This is a genomic window from Parageobacillus galactosidasius, from assembly GCF_002217735.1.
In the GTDB taxonomy this organism is placed as follows: domain Bacteria; phylum Bacillota; class Bacilli; order Bacillales; family Anoxybacillaceae; genus Parageobacillus_B; species Parageobacillus_B toebii.
The window spans coordinates 412,429-433,141 of the sequence record NZ_NDYL01000001.1 but is presented as its reverse complement, the minus strand read 5'-3'; the positions used below and the strand labels follow the sequence as shown (position 1 = coordinate 433,141).

General features: G+C 42.3%; 14 protein-coding genes. 7 read left to right on the top strand and 7 right to left on the bottom strand.

What is annotated here, in order from left to right:
* Positions 1–72 precede the first annotated feature (72 nt).
* Positions 73–1,356, top strand: a complete 1,284-nt coding sequence (locus B9L23_RS02280; RefSeq protein WP_089096819.1) for a Gfo/Idh/MocA family protein — start codon at positions 73–75, stop codon at positions 1,354–1,356.
* Positions 1,357–1,817: 461 nt separating this feature from the next.
* Positions 1,818–4,979, top strand: a complete 3,162-nt coding sequence (locus tag B9L23_RS02275) for a DUF3427 domain-containing protein (RefSeq protein WP_089096818.1) — start codon at positions 1,818–1,820, stop codon at positions 4,977–4,979.
* Positions 4,980–5,013: 34 nt separating this feature from the next.
* Here B9L23_RS02275 and mutT read toward each other — a convergent pair whose 3' ends face one another.
* Entirely contained in the window at positions 5,014–5,424 is a 411-nt protein-coding gene (mutT, locus tag B9L23_RS02270; RefSeq protein WP_089096817.1) for an 8-oxo-dGTP diphosphatase MutT, read from the bottom strand.
* 241 nt (positions 5,425–5,665) lie between these two features.
* On the opposite strand from mutT, the gene B9L23_RS02265 reads away from it, so the two are divergent.
* A complete protein-coding gene (locus B9L23_RS02265) occupies positions 5,666–6,718 on the top strand; it encodes a 2,3-butanediol dehydrogenase (protein ID WP_089096816.1) in 1,053 nt (350 codons plus the stop codon).
* A gap of 229 nt (positions 6,719–6,947) precedes the next feature.
* The gene (locus B9L23_RS02260) at positions 6,948–7,043 is read left to right on the top strand and encodes a YjcZ family sporulation protein (protein WP_073967986.1); all 96 of its coding nucleotides are present in this window, start codon (positions 6,948–6,950) and stop codon (positions 7,041–7,043) included.
* A 171-nt stretch (positions 7,044–7,214) separates the two neighbouring features.
* On the opposite strand, the gene B9L23_RS02255 is transcribed toward B9L23_RS02260, so the two are convergent.
* The 4 genes from B9L23_RS02255 to B9L23_RS02240 all read right to left on the bottom strand — a co-directional run bounded on the left by B9L23_RS02255 (position 7,215) and on the right by B9L23_RS02240 (position 13,100).
* Positions 7,215–8,795 carry a SagB family peptide dehydrogenase gene (locus B9L23_RS02255; protein ID WP_081189856.1) on the bottom strand — a complete coding sequence of 527 codons (1,581 nt, stop codon included), beginning with the start codon at positions 8,793–8,795 and terminating at the stop codon, positions 7,215–7,217.
* Positions 8,796–8,806: 11 nt separating this feature from the next.
* On the bottom strand, positions 8,807–10,750 hold the full coding sequence (locus tag B9L23_RS02250) for a TOMM precursor leader peptide-binding protein (RefSeq protein WP_089096815.1): 1,944 nt from the start codon (positions 10,748–10,750) through the stop codon (positions 8,807–8,809).
* Entirely contained in the window at positions 10,750–12,702 is a 1,953-nt protein-coding gene (locus B9L23_RS02245) for a putative thiazole-containing bacteriocin maturation protein (protein WP_089096814.1), read from the bottom strand. Before B9L23_RS02245 ends, B9L23_RS02250 begins: the two co-directional genes overlap by 1 nt.
* A 125-nt stretch (positions 12,703–12,827) precedes the next feature.
* Positions 12,828–13,100, bottom strand: coding sequence for a heterocycloanthracin/sonorensin family bacteriocin (locus tag B9L23_RS02240; RefSeq protein ID WP_425439779.1), 273 nt, complete (start codon positions 13,098–13,100; stop codon positions 12,828–12,830).
* Between the two features lie 658 nt (positions 13,101–13,758).
* On the opposite strand from B9L23_RS02240, the gene B9L23_RS02235 reads away from it, so the two are divergent.
* The 3 genes from B9L23_RS02235 to B9L23_RS02215 all read left to right on the top strand — a co-directional run bounded on the left by B9L23_RS02235 (position 13,759) and on the right by B9L23_RS02215 (position 19,013).
* Positions 13,759–14,952: a right-handed parallel beta-helix repeat-containing protein gene (locus B9L23_RS02235; RefSeq protein ID WP_245842276.1), complete on the top strand. Its 1,194-nt coding sequence runs from the start codon at positions 13,759–13,761 to the stop codon at positions 14,950–14,952.
* 1,623 nt (positions 14,953–16,575) lie between these two features.
* On the top strand, positions 16,576–18,219 hold the full coding sequence (locus B9L23_RS02220; protein ID WP_089097460.1) for a PTS transporter subunit IIBC: 1,644 nt from the start codon (positions 16,576–16,578) through the stop codon (positions 18,217–18,219).
* On the top strand, positions 18,219–19,013 hold the full coding sequence (locus tag B9L23_RS02215; RefSeq protein ID WP_089096810.1) for an endonuclease/exonuclease/phosphatase family protein: 795 nt from the start codon (positions 18,219–18,221) through the stop codon (positions 19,011–19,013). Before B9L23_RS02220 ends, B9L23_RS02215 begins: the two co-directional genes overlap by 1 nt.
* A 286-nt stretch (positions 19,014–19,299) precedes the next feature.
* On the opposite strand, the gene B9L23_RS02210 is transcribed toward B9L23_RS02215, so the two are convergent.
* Together B9L23_RS02210 and B9L23_RS02205 are read right to left on the bottom strand one after the other, a co-directional pair.
* On the bottom strand, positions 19,300–19,485 hold the full coding sequence (locus B9L23_RS02210) for a hypothetical protein (RefSeq protein WP_089096809.1): 186 nt from the start codon (positions 19,483–19,485) through the stop codon (positions 19,300–19,302).
* 117 nt (positions 19,486–19,602) lie between these two features.
* Positions 19,603–20,712 carry an RNA-guided endonuclease InsQ/TnpB family protein gene (locus B9L23_RS02205; RefSeq protein ID WP_089096808.1) on the bottom strand — a complete coding sequence of 370 codons (1,110 nt, stop codon included), beginning with the start codon at positions 20,710–20,712 and terminating at the stop codon, positions 19,603–19,605.
* Position 20,713 lies beyond the last annotated feature (1 nt).

The following is a 20,713-nucleotide window of genomic DNA, read 5'->3' as shown; positions in this document are numbered from 1 at the left end:
TCGGTATAATACAATTGTTGACATAATATAAGATAATAAGGATTCATACGAGATGAAGGAGGTAAAGATGCCATGCCTTATCCGCTCCCACCATATCGCGTAGGAATTGCCGGCGCAGGCGCTTTTGCTGAGTTCTTGGCCGGCGCTCTCGCTCCGTTGCCGGAATTTCAGTTGACAGCCGTTGCTGGCCGTACTGACGAAAAGCGCCAGCGCGTGCTGGACGCCTATCGCCACCATCGATCCGATGCCGCTCCCCCGCGCGAATATCGGGAAGCGTCCGAACTTATCCACGATCCGGACATCGACGTGGTGATCCTGACAACACCGCCTCACCTCCACGCACCGCTCGGCGAACTTGCGTTGACGAAAGGAAAGCATCTGTTGCTGGAAAAACCAGGGGCGCTGACTTCAGCGGCGCTGAAAAGCAATGCCCAGCTCGCAGCGAAACAACGGCGAGCGTTCGCCGTCAATCTGGTCTTGCGCTACAACCCGTTGGTGGAAGCGGTCGAATGGATGCTCCGTCACCATCTATTGGGTCGTGCGCACCACGCCAGTCTCCACAACGCCGCACACCGCGTCACATCTGGGCATTGGTTCTGGAACCGCGAATTGAGTGGAGGCATCTTCATCGAACATGGGGTTCACTTCTTCGAAGTCGGTCGCCACTGGTTTGGCGAACCTGTGGATGCGCGCGGTTTTGCCGCAACCGAAGCAAACGGCGAGCAGTCGCGCGTGTGGGCGAGTGTGATTCACCGCAGCTGCACACGTCAGGGCCATGTACAGAAAGCGCAATTGCCGACAAAAGAGGCAGGCGCCGAATCTCCGAACGAGTACGTACCGGTTCAGTACTACCACGGATTCACAATGGAGGCGGACGCTCCCGAATCGACACAATGGGAAGTCCACTGTGCCCAAGGGCGGATTGTGCTTGAAGGCTGGATTCCTCAACGTCTGTACGTCGAGGGCGTGCTCACAGCAGAACAGGCAGAACTAATCGACGCTCTTCTCGACACCATACCTACGCAACCTGCGGCAAACGCTGGCGAACAGGTACGGACATGGGCCGCATCGCGGTTCCCGTCGTCCGATCGTACATCCTCTTCTTCTGTTTCCCGCCTACCGTATCGGCGGACGTTATCATTAGTTGATCGACAAGGATGGTATGAGGCGATGGTCCAAGCCCGCTTCCTAGACTTTTGCCGGATGATCCAAGACCCGAACTGGAGCGGACTGGTAACGCCTGACGACGCCGCATCCGACCTAGCCCTCGCCGAAGCTTGCACGGTTTCGGAAGCTTGGCAGGAAGGCTTGAGTCGGGACTTTTCATCCAATCAGACGAGACCGCTTTCACCTTGATTCGCACCCAACCATCTCCTTTCTGGACATCATTAAATAATTCCATCTGTTGGGCGTACGAAAAAAAAACCGCCAACCAGGGAAACGCCTGGTTGACGGTTTCAAATTTTTATAGTTCTGTCGTTGGAAATCAAAACTACCCTATCGTCGTGAACCTTTCTCACCTATTCCACTGAGCCGAATATCATCTATGAAGTAAAAGAAAATCTATATATTTGACCAATGATGCACAACAGGGATTAAGAGTAACCATTCTTCCAAAAATAACAACTGCCCGCTAATTTATCCGGCATCCACGTCGCCTCCCTTTCGCCAATACAATACAGAAAACTAAGACAGGCACAAATCGAAAGAAAAGATCCCTTCATCCATCTTAATAGAAAATAGATAACAAATAATAACATTAACAAACTTAATTTGCTAAAATAATAGAAAAAAAAATAAATTTTCAGGTGAGCAACTTGGAAAAGAAAGGTTTCTTTGAAGAACTATATCTCGCAAATAAAACATATCCCGAATCAAATATCATTCAACGTCTTTCTCCAAAAGAATATATAGAAGTCCTTATTCTTCATGCAGCAAAGCAGCTTGGAGATAAATTTAAGCGCCTTGCCGACGAAAATCGTTTTGATGAGATTATCCAGCTGACAGAACACATTTCCAATTTAGCATCCGATCATCAACAAGAATTTTCTTTACCGCTTTCGATGATTACATATAACTATTCCAACAGGGAATTACCTGTTATTAAAGATTTGTTTTTATCAAGATTGAACTTGTTGCATAATGAGAAACACTCAATGAAAAACTTTTTTAAAACTCTTAAATATGAAATGTTGACGGCCGACTCTGTTGATTTTATGGTCAGTTTTATTCGTATGTCGGGATTACAGCTCATCATCCGGCCGCTATTAGAGCTTGAAAAACGAAACATACCGGTTCGCATTATTACCTCTACCTACTTAGGAATTACAGAAGTCAAAGCGCTCAAAAAACTCATGCAATTTTCCAACGTTCAAGTCAAGATGATCGATACGCAAACAGAATCATTTCATACAAAAGCGTATATGTTTCATAGAAATTCAGGATTGAATACGGTCATTATCGGCTCTTCCAATCTTTCTCATTCCGCTTTAATTAATGGGCATGAGTTGAACGTTAAACTCCCTGATACGAGTTTTCTGCCTATTTATGAACAAACAAAATGGATATTTGATCAAATCTGGAACAGCGAAGAAGCAGTTACGCTTGATAGCGAGTTTATTCGTTATTACAGTGAATTTATTGAGGCAAAACGAAAGCTCGAAAACTTCAGGAAAAAAGAAATGATAGCAGCCGAAACAAAAGAACACTATCAAACCAAACACAGCATTAAACCAAATGCCATGCAGGAAAAAGCATTAAGAAATCTTCAACATACAAGAAAAAATGGCAATAACAAAGGCGTCATCATAGCGGCAACTGGAACGGGAAAAACGTACTTGTCCGCATTTGATGTGAAAGCATTTAATCCGAAAAAACTTCTCTTTATCGCTCATCGGGAAGAGCTTTTAGATAATGCGATTAAGACATTTCAGCAAGTGATCCCGAAGAAAGAAATTTTCGGAAAAATTACTGGAACGGTCAAAGAATTTGATAAACCTTATCTGTTCAGCACGGTCCAATCCCTGCATAAAGACGAGATTTTAAAACGATTTAAGCGAGACGAATTTGACTATATAATTATCGATGAATTTCATCATGCCGAAGCACCGACGTATCGAAAAGTGATCGACTATTTTCAACCGAAGTTTTTACTAGGCTTGACCGCTACGCCGGAACGAATGGATGGACGAGATGTTTTAGCGCTTTGTGACCATAACATTGTCTACGAAATTCGCTTGAGAGAAGCACTAGAGGCCAATTTACTAGCACCGTTTCACTATTTCGGTGTATCAGACCATACCGTTGACTACAGTAAAATCCCTCTTAAAAACGGCTTCTTTGATGAAGATGCTCTTGTAAAAGCATTAAAAACCAATGAACGGACAGATTTTATTATCGAAATGATTAAGACCTACGGCTACCACGGTGACCGGATGATCGGGCTAGGATTTTGCACAAACATTGAACACGCGAAATATATGAGTGAGGAATTTAACAAACGTGGGTATCATACAACCTACTTGACCGGTGAGCACAGCATCGATTATCGAGAAAAAGTCATTAAACAGCTAGAAGATGAAAACCACCCTTTAGAGTTGATTTTTACTGTCAATATTTTTAACGAGGGAATCGATATTCCAAAGTTAAATCTAATTCTTTTTCTTAGACCAACGGAATCTTCTACTGTTTTTATCCAGCAGCTTGGAAGAGGATTGCGGAAAGTAGAGGGGAAAGAATTTGTCACGATACTAGATTTCATTGGTAACTACCAAAAGTCGTTCGTCGTGCCGCTCGCTTTATCAGGGCAACTAAATCATAAAGCCTTTGACAAAGATTCACTCCGGGTTGCGGTGACACATGAATTTGCTGATTTGCCTGCTGGTTCTTACGTTGATTTAGACCCGATTACGCAAAAAGAAATTTTAGACCGCATTGATTCGATCAAAATGAATTCAACGGACATGCTGAAGTCTCTGTATCAGCAATTTAAAAATGAACTTGGACGAGCTCCAGAAATTTTGGATTTCTTATATTATGAACAATCCCCAAGTCTGACGTTTTTCATTTATAAATATCAATCATGGGTAAAAACAAAAGAAAAAATGAATGATGTAAATGAATTAGATAGAAAAATTTTGAGCCACCAGTTAATGAGTGAAATAGTAGAACGGCTCGAAAACCAGTTTCCAATAAAGTGGCCTTACGATTTCATTATTTTAGAATTAGCCTTTTTACAAAAAAATGTTTCGTATACAGATGTCGTCAAACAGTTAGAAAAGAGATTTGCAACAAAAATTGACTTAGAAAAACATCAAACGCTTATTAGGCAGTCAATGGCCCGACTAGCAACCCCATATAAAAAACAAAAATGGTCGTTTGGCAAAGTCGTTGATGACAAATTTGTATTGAATGATGATATTCTTGCGGTAACAGAAGATCCAGAGTTTTATCAATACTTAAAGGATCGAATTGATTATGGAATTATTGAATTTAGACGAACGTATCATCCAGAAAGATTTCTCGCAGAAGGCGAAAAGCTTGTTCTTTATCAAAATTACACGAGAAATGACCTAATCTTCTTATTTGAAGCAGGAGTAAAAGAAGGCTCTTGGAGAGAAGGAGTAAGCCGAGTAGGCAACCATTATTTCTTGTTCGTAAACTTGAACAAATCAGAAAAAGTAGAAGAGCATTTGCAATATAAGGATTACTTTATCGATCAGCAGCATTTTCATTGGCAAAGTCAAAATCAAACGTCCCACGAGTCTTCTGTCGGGCAAAATTATATTTATCACAAAGAAAGAGGCATTCATATTCATTTGTTTGTGCGCAAGTTTGATCAAATGCACGGGATGACCTTGCCATTTATGTATCTTGGTGAGGTAGACTATGTATCCAGTTATGGCGATAAGCCAATGAACATTAAATGGCGGCTGCACCACCCCGTACCAGAAGACTTATACATTGACCTGATTCGTTAACAACATGGGGGCTTCCCCCCACTGTGTTAAAACATTAAGGTGATGAGGGACAGCCCCCTTTTAATAACGCTTCTACGGTTGGAATATCAGCCGGTGCCCATTCAAGAGAGTGCAATTCTTGAAGCGGCACCCATTTTAATTCCGCATGCTCTTTCGCTTTTGGCTCTCCTTCAATGATTTTTGCTTTATATGTAAGCAAATTAACAATCACATTCGGATATTCATGATGTACTTCTTCAATTTTTTCATACACTTCAATCGTGCATCCTAATTCTTCACGAATTTCTCTTACTAATGTCTCTTCAGGATTTTCTCCTTCTTCGATCTTTCCACCTGGAAACTCCCATAGATTCGGAAGTGACATTTCCGGAGAGCGTAGCGCGCACAAAATCTCATTTTGTTCATTATAAATGACCGCACCAACCACACGAACTGTTTTCTTCATCACAACCCGCTCCTTTTTCATGGCATTTTCTAGTTTATTTTAGCAAACAATTGGATTATGCAAAAACAAAAATCGGGTAGTGACAGGAGCATGATGATTTGAAAAGGACAAATCACACTCAAACAAAGACAAAGATCATCTCTTGTTTTTTGAAATATTTTCGAACTTTTTTCTATTAGAAAAAATAATATAAATTTTAATGATATAATAATAATGAATATAGAATGGAGAGGGGATATCTATGAAAGCAGCAAGATGGCATAACGCTAGAGACATTCGAGTAGAAGAAGTGGAAGAACCTAAAGCAGGAAAAGGAAAAGTAAAAATTAAAGTCGAATGGGCAGGAATCTGCGGAAGCGATTTACACGAATACGCGGCTGGCCCAATTTTTGTTCCTGTGAAAGATCCTCATCCCGTCAGTAAAGATGTGGCTCCTATTATCATGGGTCACGAATTTTCTGGACGAGTCGTTGAAGTCGGGGAAGGAGTTACGAAAGTCAAGGTAGGAGATCCTGTCGTTGTTGAACCTATTCTTCGCTGTGGAAAATGCCCAGCTTGCAAAAAAGGAAAATACAATCTTTGCGAACATTTAGGATTCCACGGTCTATCCGGAGGTGGCGGCGGATTCTCTGAATATACCGTGGTTGATGAATATATGGTTCACAAAATGCCTGAGGGCCTTTCTTTTGAACAAGGAGCACTGGTGGAACCAGCGGCCGTAGCTTTGCACGCTGTTCGATCAAGCAAAATCAAACCTGGTGACAAAGCCGCTGTCTTTGGAACAGGTCCTATAGGCCTTCTTGTTATTGAAGCATTAAAAGCAGCTGGCGCGTCAGAAATTTATGCAGTAGAAGTTTCCAAAGAACGTCTGCAAAAAGCGAAAGAACTCGGCGCCACATCTGTCATCAATCCAAAAGAAGAAGATCCGGTTCAAAAACTCCGCGAATTGACCGATGGCGGTGTCGATGTTGCGTTTGAAGTAACAGGAGTACCGGCTGTTTTACAACAAGCTATTGACAGCACTACATTCGAAGGAGAAACGATTATCGTTAGTATATGGGAAAAAGAAGCAAACCTTCAGCCGAATAATATCGTATTAAAAGAAAGAAATGTAAAGGGAGTTATTGCATACCGCGATATTTTCCCTGCTGTAATGGAATTGATGAAACGAGGCTACTTCCAAGCTGAAAAGCTCGTTACGAAACGAATTAAGCTAGATGATATTGTAACAGAAGGATTTGAAACGCTCATCAAAGAAAAAAAACAAGTGAAAATTCTGGTCAAACCAGAATAAAGACAGCTAAAAAATCACTTCAGGGATTAGTCCATGATGGATTAATCCCTTTTTTGTTTCAGAAGTCAAGCCGGATTCATTTTTGTTTCTTGAGCATATTTGCCAAAACATCGAATTGCGTTTTTTTCATTATCTGTATTAATTCCTCCAAATTAAATGTTTGTCTTATACAGACTCGCTATGTTTTGCATAGGATGTACTATCCTATGTAAAGCAGGAGGTGTACTAAATGTCAGGTGGCTTTCGATCAAACTTTGCTTTAATTGTGGTGCTGTTTATCCTTTTAATTATTGTTGGGTGCAGTTGTTTTTTTGGTCGTTACTAATCTAGAATCGGCTGAAAAGTTTTACAGGACGGATCGTATAGATCTGTCCTTTTTTAATTCAAGGCAACCCAATTACTCTTTTGTTTCTCTCCCTAATCCAAAAACTCATAAATATCTGTTAATTAACATATGTCTGCTTATAACAAAACCAAAGCGTTACTCTTGTCTCTTCTAGCTGCGCAAACTCCCTTTTAACCAGGCGCGGGGACGATAGGGTCCGATCGGGATTTGGATTAAGCTTGTTTTCCCTTGCGAATCGATCTTGTAAAGTTTATCGCATAAGTTTACATCAAATCCGAGAAGCGGGTGCCCACCCATCCCCATGGCAGACGCCACCAAGAGCAGTCGTTGCACGAGCATCCCCGCCTCCATCTGTTGAATGCGATATCCTCTGTACCCTAATGCCATTTGGAGGTGATCCCTGTCTCCTATCACATGTAGACAGAGCGGTACTTGGAATAGATTTACATTGTCCATTGACATTCCGTATTGCAGGTAGTGTCGATAATCTCCGGAACGTATCCGACCTAGCGCATGAGCAGCACTGTCATAGTAGTAAGCTCCATCTGGAACGCCTTCAACGTTATAAAAACAGCCATACAGGGAGACACGGGACGGCGGCTTCTCGTGTTCTCCATCCAAATCATTTCGATACGAGAAAGAAAGCGTCGCCTCTTTTAGCAAAGCTGCCAATTGTTCTTGGCTTACCTTTCCCAAAACAAAATCCATATCTGGTGAATGCCGCTTCTGGCAGACTGACGCCAGATCATACGATAACCGCTTCACACAAGGCAGAACTACTGCTTGCATCCCACAGGCATCTCTCTTATCTCCCTTAATCTGCCGAAATGATCGCGGCGATTCCAACATCGATGCCTCATTCATTTTTCTCAGCATCGGATAGTCGATAATCCTTCGTGACCGAACATAGTAATGATGCTGAACTGCTGGCAATTCTCTGCACAATTCAGTGGCAGAGGCACTTTCTTTTGAGTTATTATCGTTATCAAACCAAGTGATCGAAGACTCCGTAGCTAATGGAATAACCGAATACACACTCTCCTCCTGTTCGGACAGTCCAAGCAGATGGTTGACGGCCCTGTCAAGAAATTGGAAATACACTGCCGATGCGAAGCCGAACCGTTTCGCCGCTTCCAACAGCTGTCCGATTAGCACGCCAGCATCCAGCCCTTGCAGACGGTAAGCAAAATTATTGTATTTAAAGAAATTCTTCCAAAACATTGTCGATACAAAAACAACACCGAAACAAGCCGATACGTCACAGCGATTGCCCAGCGCCCTAGTTAGATAGGAATCGAAATTGCCTTCCCGCAACAACACCAAGCGATGGTGTGCCACATCGTAATGGTACACTCCATCTGGAATATCCCTTATTTTCAAATACACGTATAATTCATTTGGATACAACGCCCCTCCCGAGGGAACAAACCGCCGGTACAAATGCATTAGGTTTACTGTTTGTTCTGTGGGATCCACGGAAAAGGCTAGCTGAGAAAATTGAGTAAGGCCGAAAACGTACCAGAGAAAATGACCTATTTCTTCTAGATCGAGCTTGCCATCCGCTTTCCTTCCCTCGAGTGTTAACGGCACTTCTGGAGAAAGCGGAATCACTGGCAAGTTACGGTACAGCTTATACGCAAGCGGCGCATCTTCCCAATCTACCTCCCAATTTGGCGGCATAATCTTATCGATGTCAAAATGAAGATGGTGTAAAAATGTCTCTAGCTCCATCCTACTACCTCCTATGGGAACGGATGGGGATGTGGATTAAGCTGTTCAAGCGTGAGCGGTTTTGTCGTATACCCGAGTTCCATTGGTACCCGGAGCACCCTCTCCAGGCCTGTCACGCGGGTAAGATGATGCCCAAATGTCATCGGTAACATTCCCGGAATCAGTACTTTCACACAATATAATCCATTCCGTTTGATGACAGGTGTTGTCTGGTCCACGACAATTACCTCAAGATTCAATCGTCGGAACTTCTGAAGAATAACCCGCAGGTCATCCGTCAAGTCTGCATTCTTCGTTTGCTGCTTGAATTCCTCTTCAAACGTTCGCAACGGACGATGATCATCCAACAAAAATTGCAGGCGCTCCTCTGCTTCCGGCAAACCGTACAGCATGCCATGGTCTTCCATCTGCCGTACTAATAGCGGATCATGCAACATTTTTTCATATTTCTTTCGGTTTGCCTCAAATTTCTCGTCAAGCACAAGCATCATGCCCGCTAACTCGTGAATCGAGCTTTTCACCGCCCGTATAGGGTCCGGATGAGCTCCAGCGGCACAGATGAGATTCAATCCCTTTTGTTTTCTGTTTTTCGCCACTGCCCAGACGCTTGGAATTCCGTGCTCCATCGTCGAGTTGAAAAAATACAGATCATATCCCGCCACCGCACGTACACGATCGACCATCAACTGTAATTCTTTATCGTTAGCCGAACGAAGGTCAAGACGCGGAAGAGGTAGCTGCGCATACCAAGCCATCAAGAATGAATCGCGCTCCACCACCTCCAAAATGGCATGGAAAATCGCTTCTTCTAAACTCCCGCCTAATGCACATCCGTTGGAAGTTTCATAGACAAAGCCATCCCCACCTCCCAAACTGTAATATGCGAGCAACTCTGGAACCAAAATCGGACGCTCTTGTAAAAACGAATAGCCCCATACCCAATTCATTGGACGGTCAGGATCAAACGGTTTGAACGGAAAATCAGGCCGCGCATATTGTTCCTTCGCGTGTACTCCTGCCCTTACTGGGTTGAGTGCTTGATCTTTCAAATTTCGGTAGCTGTCATGAATCACTGTCCGTTTGCCACGAGGTTCGATGCCACAATATCTCTCTAACCCCTCCAAAATGGCGGTTAACTCGCTAACCTCATAGGAATGAGTCCGGCCTGCTACTCCCTCGTCCCCTATAAACATCGGCATATTTACAACAACATCCGCAAACGGCAACGCGAAATTATGCATTTTACCATTCAATAATCCAGTTCGATAATCTAGATAGTCTTTAACCAGAACTTCTTTTAACTCCTCGATCGGACGGCAGCGGTAACTGTCAGCGCTGATCTTCGGACTTGGTTGCAGCGATATGCAGGCTGCTGCCGGCGAATCGTCAGGTAATTGGCTGCATACCGTACATAACGGGTCGGGCAGAAAGAAGTGACATGAGTTCTTTAATGTTTTCAGGTTGATTAGGAACAACCTTTCTTCTAAACGGGTATGACTGCCTTCCAACACCCTCTGCGTCTCCGCGACAATCAGGTGAGCCATCTGCAAAAGTCCTATTCGTGATGCCCATGCATCATGCTGTATTCCTCCTTGCACCGCCATCACCTGTTGCAGCTCCCACATTTCCTTGCGGTCGTATCCCGCTATAAGGCGCCGCATGTCAGCACACTGAGAACATCCCGGGGTATTAGGGCGAACTAGCGGACCGATCACGCCCTCCCCAAATGAAACAAAGCCCCGGAGCCATGGAATGCCTGACGATCGTAATGCCTCTTCCGCCTTGTGGTGAACAGAGGGATGCCAAGCATCGTGCAACACCAGAGCCAAACCTGTTTCTTCCGGAATTCCTTCCTCGAAATCGATTTGCCGAACTACCTGATATTGGACGGACAATTTTTCATACACAAAATCCGCCAACACTCCTTCTCCAACCATCAATACGCGAGAACCCATCAGAAATCCTCCTTTCTCAACAGCACGCCAAACACCCCTGCCAGTTCCTCTTTCAAAAAAGGTTCTATCGCTAAATCAAAGACGAAGAGCCGCATACGGTTTTGTTCCAAAACCTGCATGGCGGACTGCAAGAGCTCTGATTGCGTCGTCTCTTCACAAGCGGGGATCTCCAGTCTCAGTGGCTTCTCTTCATTTAGAAAAATGGATGATTCCTCCAGCGCTTGTATTTGGAAAGAAGTCGCTTGATTTTGTGCATCCATAATCGCCTGCTCTAGCGCTTTCCGCAACGCCATTGTGATATTCAAACCTGCGCTGCCATACCAACGGCCGCCCGTGCCGACCCATACTACAGGAAAGCCTGACACCTTTTCTCCCAAGCCGATCGTCGGTGGCCCATGCATCGTCGCCAGTGACTGCAAATAAAATCTGCAGTGTTCATCCTCCACCGCACCCAATCGTACCTGAAAAATAGGTTCTCTTCGGTTAACCTGCCGTTTGCTCAGCTCCTCATCCAAGCACTTTTGCAATCCCCGGCAAACGCCTTCCGCCATCGTTTCCCCTGCTCCGACACCAATAAATTCCTGTGGTGTGACCACACCAACCTCTTTTTCGGTGTTAACGAGTAAATCTATCATTCCCGATACATACGATTCAATCCCAGCTAGCCCCGCTTCCCGCCGCGCCTCCTCATGTGTTAGACCTGCACAGACAACTTCTGTCAATAGCTCAGCCGGTCCCTCCGATAATGGGTTAACCGCTTGAACGCAGCACTGGGACAACGGGAGCTGATTCAAGTTCCTTTCCTCCCATATATGGAAAATTCCCGATTCTGTGGATGTCAATTGACTGAAATAATGAAACAATCTGCTCGAATCATCGCGGCTCGAATTTTGTTTAAGCCTCGAATCAAGATCTTGAATCAATTCAGCCGTCACACGTTCCGTCGTTGCCAGCGGATGTGGTATGAACGAATGCCAGTCACCTTCCAATGTTTCTAAGTCAAGAAGGAAAAATTGATTTCTCTGTTCCGATTTCGTCACTCCTGTAACTTTTTTAAATAATTCAAATACAATCACATTCGCCAACATTGCTCCCGCTGTTGCAGAAAAAGCTTGCACCAGCCGGTCTTCGCGAAGCGCGGATCGATGTATGCGACGCCATACGGACTCCCAGCATCCCTCAGAGTCCGGATGCACTAATGGACCAGCTAAACCCACTTGCTGCAAAGATATGGCAGGGAGAAACCCCTTCTTCTCCTCCCTGCAAACGGCATGAAGGGCCCGTAGTTCCTCTACATTGCCTTCCTGAGAGACATATAAAATCCACTCAAATGGCTGTACCACTTCTCGCCAAGAACTCTCCCCTGCTCCCCTGTGTAGAGATATTTCCTCTATTGCTACTTCGGAGTCCATTTTGCGGGCATGCTCCGCCAGTTCCTTCAACCGCTGTCGATTAGTAGGCATCGAATCTGTAATCAGAACATGGAACTTAGGCAATCCAGATTCGATCAACGCCGAAACTAATGAGACCAAAAAAGGTCCAGAGCCGACTGCCAATACTTTAGATTGGCGATATACTTGAAAACGGAACGCACCGGAATCAACGAAACTTTCTATAAATTCAATTTGTGAAGCATACTTTTTGAGAATCTTGCTGTCCAATTGATGCGGACGATCTTGGTTCACATCCCGAACAAAGCCGTTTCGGTACAGAATTTCTGCGATTTCATACACCCTGTTCCGATATGGGGCCGATAATCCTTTTGTCAATTCTCCCAATGTGTGCTCTCCATTGAACATTGGCATTAGTTTTTCAATCCACTGATAGATTGTTTTGCCTTTCATACGAAATGAGCTGGAGTTATTCCTAAAATACACGCCGCCATTTGGATCAGGGAGAAAAAACGTGTCTCTTTTCACCTTCAGACGCGCGGAATCGTTCAGTTTTGACATCCTGCTCCCTCCTTATCCGTAGTTGTTCCTAAATGCGTAGTATCATTTTATGTATTTGTATTTGTCCTTTATGTTCATTTCATAGAAAGGGCCCCTGCAGAGGATTATGCAGGGGCAGTTCCTTCTTAAATTCCTCCAAAACAATGGTCAAAGCAATTGTGGCATCTAAAGCAATTGAAGCATCTAAAGCAGTTAAAACAGCGTCCAAAGCACTGTCCTCCGCAACGTCCAAAACACTGTCCTCCACAACGTCCAAAACACTGTCCTCCACAACGTCCAAAACACTGTCCTCCGCAACGTCCACCACAATGTCCACCGAATTGACGAGCATCATCGACAACATAGGTCTGGGTTTGAGGATCCCAAACCATCACCTCGTCCGCTACGAAATCATCCATACCTAACATTTGAAGTTCATTTTGGAAATTATACATTTCACACCATCTCCTTATTGTTATAAATTTGTTGTTTCCGTCGACGCAACCAAGAGTGGAGAGTAGAACGAAAGCAATCAGAAAGATATCTGTGAAGCAGATAATTCCACCGACTACTTCGAGTACTCTCTTCAACAAGCTATGTGCTCTGTTGGGTGGTTGTTACTGATTGAAGTGCCTATTTTGCTGATTGAAACGCCTATTTTCATTGAGACTTCGTAAAACCGTACGAACCTCCCTACCTTCATTCCATGAAAGAGGCGGTTACCATTTCCATCGAAAAAGCTGCTGCTAAGAAGAAGACGGCCTTCTTCCACTCGATGCCTGCGTTGGAAGTCTTCTCAATAGATTCCGTTCTTTCCTTTCCTGATTGGATAGTTTGGTCATAAAACATACGTTTGTTTTTATGGATCAAAAAATTTCCGAATCATATCCCTCCTTCCTTCGTGTAGAGGAAGGAGATGATTCGGGAAAAATGGTTAGCTTAATTTTGATAATATAAAACCTTAGTCTACAGCATTTTATGATTCTACTCATATACTGAAATAGCTTAATAAAAATTGAAAGTAGGTGAAACACATTGCTAGAACATAAAAAAAGAAAAAATGTGCAGCAGGTGAGGGTGACATGTAGTTGTACCAATACGCAAATCGTGCAAGTGCATGGACCTACACCAGCAGACGTTGCATTAGCTGCTGTGAATGCCGCAACCACTGTTTCGGAAATGAGAGCCGCCATCGAAAATCCTCTGCTTGGATTGGATCTTACAGAATATAACACATTATCAGAAACAGCTAAAAACGATGTTGCCCAGCAATTGCTCGATGATCGGCCTGCTTTAGGTTACCCTTCCGTTGCTAGTGTCCAAGCTGCTCTGGATCAAGCCGTAAATCAAGTTGTCAGTTTAGCTGCTGTCAATGCCGCAACAACTGTTCCGGAAATGAGAGCTGCCATCGAAAATCCTTTGCTTGGATTGGATCTTACAGAATATAACGCGTTATCAGAAACAGCTAAAAACGATGTTGCCCAGCAATTGCTCGATAATCGGCCTGCTTTAGGTTACCCTTCTGTTGCTAGTGTCCAAGCTGCTCTTGATCAAGCCGTAAATCAGGTCGTTGATTTGGATAATATTTATGTTCAAGCTGGTGCCGTTGGTGGAAATGGTAGTAGAGCAAATCCTTTTGGAACGATTCCTCAAGGAATTGCTGCGGTGAATCCAGGTGGAACTGTTCATATTCTAAGTGGAACGTATCCAATTACATCACAAATTGTCGTCAATAAGGCTGGAATTACTTTAAAAGGAGAACCAGGTACCCTTCTATTCTTGCAAGCAGACATTATTGCAATGTTAATTACTGCTCCGAATACGACAATCGATGGTTTAACGATGACAAGCGATATTCCTTATCAAAAAGAATTTATCCAAATTGGCGGGAATAACACGACGATCGTCAATAATACCATTTACGGGCCACCTCAAGCATTGCCTATGAGCAGCTGGGTTGTTAACAGAGCGATTGTACCTCAAGGAGGCCTTGCTATTTCGGTGATGAATAATACTTTCCATTCTTTAAGGACAGGAATGTATATTAATCCGAATGTGACAGGCCCTATTAACAATAATGTGGTTTACGATACAAAAGGGGGATTTTTAGTAGACGGTGCATTCACAACCTTCTTTGGAAACTCATGGGGAACCCCACCGAATGAATTTGATATTGTTTTGCTTCTAGGTACAACATCTGGTCCTCCATATGATAATCTTGCTGAATTAAGTGCACTTAATAATAATGCAACCATTTCGGACCAAAGATAAAAGGTTAAAGACAAAGGCTTGAGGGATAAGGATTTTCCTTTTTCCCTCAAGCCTTTTTCCAGCCATTTATCAAAACTTTATTTCGATTTTGGCAGGTGTTTTTTTATTTTACAAGAGTTTATTTATGCTCTACAATTTCAAGGTTAGTTTAGCGACACACTCCACATGCGTTGAGTAGTGATCGCAGATATTCAAGATAGTAGCAGTGTTCACCTAATCCTTTTTGATAAAAAAAGAACAGCAGGAAACAATACAAATCAGCCATGATAGAAGCATGATTCCAAAAACGAGGTAGTTCTTTTGGGATGTTTAGTGCAAAATAAAAGTGCAGAGATGCGCAAAACAAACGTTATACATAGGGTCTTTACATGGAGTAGTAGCCATGATGACCTGCTTAGGTTTGCCAAATCTGCTACAGCTGGCTGCTTAGCAAAAGAATCATGGCTGCAGAGGCTCCATATTAAGCCTTTAATAGCGAGAATTTGGTTGAATTTTTATTCAATATGACAGAATTTATATACTGAAATACTCTGCACTTTTTTCTTACAAAAAACAACAAAAGCTGAGCGATTGGTTGGCGATAACTTGTTCCTCTGTTGATGAAAACCCAATTATTTGTAAAACTCATTTAGAAAACTGCTCAGGAGGCATCATACGCTCCCCGTAGGAATTTCCCGCTTTGATACCTCAATTTGTTATTCGTAATTGTTAGCCGCTACAAAATTCACATCAGTACCCCTTTATAGTTTGCCTAATCCTTAACCGTTATTTATCAGATTCACGAAAATTGAATTAATTGTCGAGAGAGTTAGCCAAACAATTTTCATAAAAACCGGGAGTGTTATTTCACCGACACTTATATCTATTGAATGAGCCAATCTATTACGATAATTAAGGCCTACATCTCTATCCTCATGTAAAAAATAATATCTAGTCCAGCGATGATGGTGTTCACCAATTATATTGTCTAATACACCCACATTATTACTTGAAGTCCCTAGGATTGTACCAAGTGTTATCCTTGACCTTTCAAAAAAGGCATTCTCTTCAATACATATATAAATAAGTCTAAGCACTTTCTCTAGAAATGTGATCACAAACATTGCTTTCATATGGTAAAACACAGCTTTTCCAGTATCTCTAAAGGCAGGGGAGTTTTGTTACTTCACACGAATTTTCCGGTCAGGATAAATTAGATTTGAATTTGGGTTTAATGCTTGAATTTGCTTTACGGATATTCCGTATTTTTGAGCGATACGAGAAAGAACATCACCTTTTTTAACAACGTAGTATTCTGCTTTAAGTATGTTTAGTACAAGTTTTTATAATCCGACCTCAATAAATGAGGTTAGGATTTGCAATGTTATTGGCTTTTACAAGAGCATCCACATTCGTTCCGAATCTAGTACCACGTGTTCATTAATTATAAATTTCTTTATTGCTTTAAGAAACCATTTTTATTAAAATAAATGATGCAAACGTTTTCGCAAACGCCACTGAATACATACATTCACTTAAAAACTAGTTATCTTTAAAAATGAATTAGTTACATTTTTTATTTTGACAGATATAGAAACGTTCCCATAACCATAAAATAGGAGGAGACCACAGTATATGAAGAAAATGAAACTTGCTTCATTTGATTTCTGGCAAAAATTTGGTAAAGCGTTAATAGTGGTAGTAGCGGTAATGCCAGCTGCAGGTTTAATGATTTCGATCGGGAAATTAATCGGAATGTTCGGTGGCGATATCGCTTTTGTGCAAACGGTTGCGCGAATCATGGAAGACATCGGTTGGGGAATCATTGTGAACTTGCATATTTTATTTGCAGTTGCCATTGGTGGTTCTTGGGCAAAGGAGCGTGCGGGCGGTGCATTTGCCGCATTAATTGCCTTTATTTTAATTAATCGTATTACAGGCGCTATTTTCGGAGTAAGCAACGATATGCTGCAAGATCCGAAAGCAACCATTTCCTCTTTATTAGGTAGCGAACTAGTAGTAAAAGATTACTTTACATCTGTACTTGGCGCTCCTGCATTAAATATGGGAGTGTTCGTTGGAATCATTTCCGGGTTCTTAGGCGCATCTTTATATAATAAATACTATAATTATGATAAACTTCCAAAATCACTTGCATTTTTCAACGGAAAGCGTTTCGTTCCGTTTGTAGTCATTGTCGGTTCTGTTGTAGCTGCCTTAATTTTGGCGCTCGTTTGGCCATTTGTTCAAGGCGTGCTAAATGAATTCGGCCGCTGGATTGCAACATCGAAAGACAGCGCGCCAATCATCGCTCCATTTATTTTCGGTACATTAGAGCGCTTATTACTGCCATTCGGTTTACATCATATGTTAACCGTACCAATAAACTATACAGAACTTGGCGGTACTTATCAAATTTTAACCGGTGCAAAAGCTGGACAAATTGTTGCTGGTCAAGATCCATTATGGCTCGCATGGATTACAGATTTAAATAACTTATTAGCTGCCGGTGATACAAAAACATATAACGCTTTACTTGCTGATGTGCATCCAGCCCGTTTTAAAGCAGGACAGGTTATCGCTTCAACAGCATCTTTAATGGGTGCAGCTTTAGCAATGTACTTGAATGTCGATAAAGATAAGCGTGAAAAATATAAGCCGATGTTCCTTTCTGCTGCTCTAGCTGTATTCTTAACAGGTGTTACAGAACCAATTGAGTTTATGTTTATGTTCATTGCACCTGTACTATACATTTTTTATGCCGTTACAACAGGCTTAGCGTTTGCTATGGCGGATATTATTAACTTACGCATTCATGCTTTTGGTTTTATTGAATTTTTGACTCGTACGCCTATGATTGTTAACGCGGGATTAACAAAAGACCTTATTAACTTTGCGGCAACATGCTTATTGTTCTTCGGTCTAAACTTTACAATATTCAACGTTTTAATTAAAAAATTAAACCTTCCTACTCCTGGACGCGCAGGGAACTACATTGAATCAGAAGAAACTGCCGCACCTCAGCAAGCGAATACAAAAACAAATTCGCTTGCAGTAACTATCATCGATTTATTAGGTGGTAAAGAAAATATTGAAGATGTAGATGCTTGTATGACCCGCTTACGTGTAACAGTAAAAAATATCAATGCAGTCGCTCCAGAGCAAAAATGGAAAGAAAACGGAGCATTAGGATTAATTTTAAAAGATAAAGGGGTACAAGCGATTTACGGTCCAAAAGCCGATGTATTAAAATCTGATATTCAAGACATTTTAAGGAGCTTGAAGTGATGAAACTGCTAACGTTAAACTGTCATTCTTGGCAAGAAGAAAATCAACTCGAAAAAATGAAATGTTTAGCACAGACGATTAAACAAAAAGCATACGATATCATTGCCTTGCAAGAAGTAAGTCAGTCTATTAAAGCGCCATACGTATACAACAACATCAAATACGATAACTTCGCGTTCGTATTGCTTCAAGAACTAAAAAAAATCGGTGTAATGGACTATACATTCATTTGGGATTTTTCCCATATCGGCTATGATGTGTACGAAGAAGGATTAGCTCTCTTGACAAAACATCCCATTATCGAGGATTTCTCCTTCTTCGTATCGAAAAGTACCGATACGAACTATTGGAAAACGCGGAAAATTGTCGGGGCGAAAATCCGTTACCATGATAGCGCTCTCTCCTTTTATTCATGTCATCTCGGCTGGTGGCATGATAAAGAGGAACCGTTTCAAAAACAGGCGGACCTTCTTCTTCAACATGTCAAACAAGAGGAATTATTCTTTCTTATGGGGGACTTTAATAACAATGCATTTATAAAAGGTGAAGGATATGATTATTTAATGAGCCAAGGCCTTTATGACACTTACCATCTTGCGAAAGAAAAAGATGACGGAGTGACCGTTAAAGGAAAAATTGCCGGTTGGGACAATAACAGGCACGATTTGCGTCTCGATCTTATTTTGACAAATCAGCCTGTAACAGTAAAATATTCAAACGTGATTTTCAATGCCAAAAATAAACCGATTATCTCAGATCATTTTGGTGTGGAGATTGAAGTAGAAGGGATATAAACATAAGGGCTGCCCCATCAATGTTGGACCTTCCGCGCAACCATCATGTTATGTACGATAGATGATGGTTGTAGGTTCGGACACTTGAGGGTCAGCCCTTTTTATAAACATCCTTTAGTTCCTACTTAAGTTGACAACTAACACGCTTAGAAAAACCTTATAAACCAAAACAGCCCGTTTCTTCTTTCAATACAAGCTTCGCAACGTTTTCAACGTGCCTTGAGTGGTAATCGCAAACAATTTTGATGTAGCAGTGTTTGCCTTTAACTATCAGCATGGCTTATCTTTATAAGCCATTTTCCCTTCTTATTTTCTCTATAAAATTTTCAGTAACCCACTCATTTAGTATTTTATCGAAACTAGCAATATAAATTTGATTATTGCTTTTCATTTCATTAAGTTGTTTTTCAATTATAGGAAGTAATTTTTCAAGCGCTAAATCTAACTCCTCTACACTCTCAAGGCCTTCCAACGTGACATACTCCCACCACCTACGCTTCGCTTAGAGGTGGGGGCTTCTCGGGTAATCCCATCTCATGATGGGAAGTTGACCGAGCGATCCCCGTGTGCCCCACGGTTCGAGGACAAATTAGACGATCGCCAATCGTTTCATGCCCTCATGTTTGATATTGATGGCCGCATTGACGTCCCTGTCGCTCTCGAATCCACATTCACAGCGGAATGTCCGTTCAGAAAGCGATAGAGACTCCTTGACTCGACCGCAGCACGAACACGTTTTGGACGAGGGGAACCATTTGTCGATTTTGATCAGCTTCTTCCCCTGTTCGACCAGCTTGTACTGAAGGAAAGTGGTGAACATGCCCCAGCCGTTGTCATGAACGCCTTGACCGAAATGGAGGGCTTGTGACATCCCTTTCATGTTGAGGTCTTCGATGACCACGCAATCATACCGTTTCGCTAATTTGTGCGACTCCTTATGCAGAAAGTCCTTGCGCTGGTTGGCAATTTTCTCATGCAGCTTCGCTACTTTCAGACGCTGTTTGTGCCAACGATTCGAGCCTTTCTTTTTACGAGACAATTTACGCTGTTCTTTCGCTAATGTTTCCAATGCTTTGCGATAGAATCGAGGATAATTGGCTCTCTTACCCTCGCTATCGACATACAGCGTACTCATGGAAAAGTCAAGCCCAACAACCGTTTGTACTTCTTTTAGGGCAGGTTGATGTTCGTACTCTGTGAGAATAGAAATATAGTATTTTCCTGTTTTGGTTTTCGTGATCGTACAAGACTTGATGATATGGTGGGCAGGAATCTCCCGGTGTTGCTTGAACTTGATCCATTTCAGTTTGGGCAGCTTGATATAGCCATCTGAAAGCTTGATGTTGCCATTTACCATATTTGTGGTGTACGACTGTTTCGCCTTGCGGTTTTTGAACTTGGGAAATCCAGCGCGGCCAGAAAAGAAGTGTTGAAACGCTTTCTGCAAATTTAGTTGAGCATTTGCCAGCGCAAGGCTGTCCACTTCTTTTAGCCAAGGAAACTCCTTTTTGTACTTGGCAGGGGTCGGAAATGTTTGCTGTTTCAAGGATTCTTGATCGTCCTTGAACTTTTCAAACATTTGTATGCGTTCTTCAAGCATTTTGTTATACACAAAACGGACACAACCGAAGGTTTTGGCGAGCAATTCTTCTTGTTCTTTTGTTGGGTATAGACGGAACTGATAGGCTTTGTTTGCCATA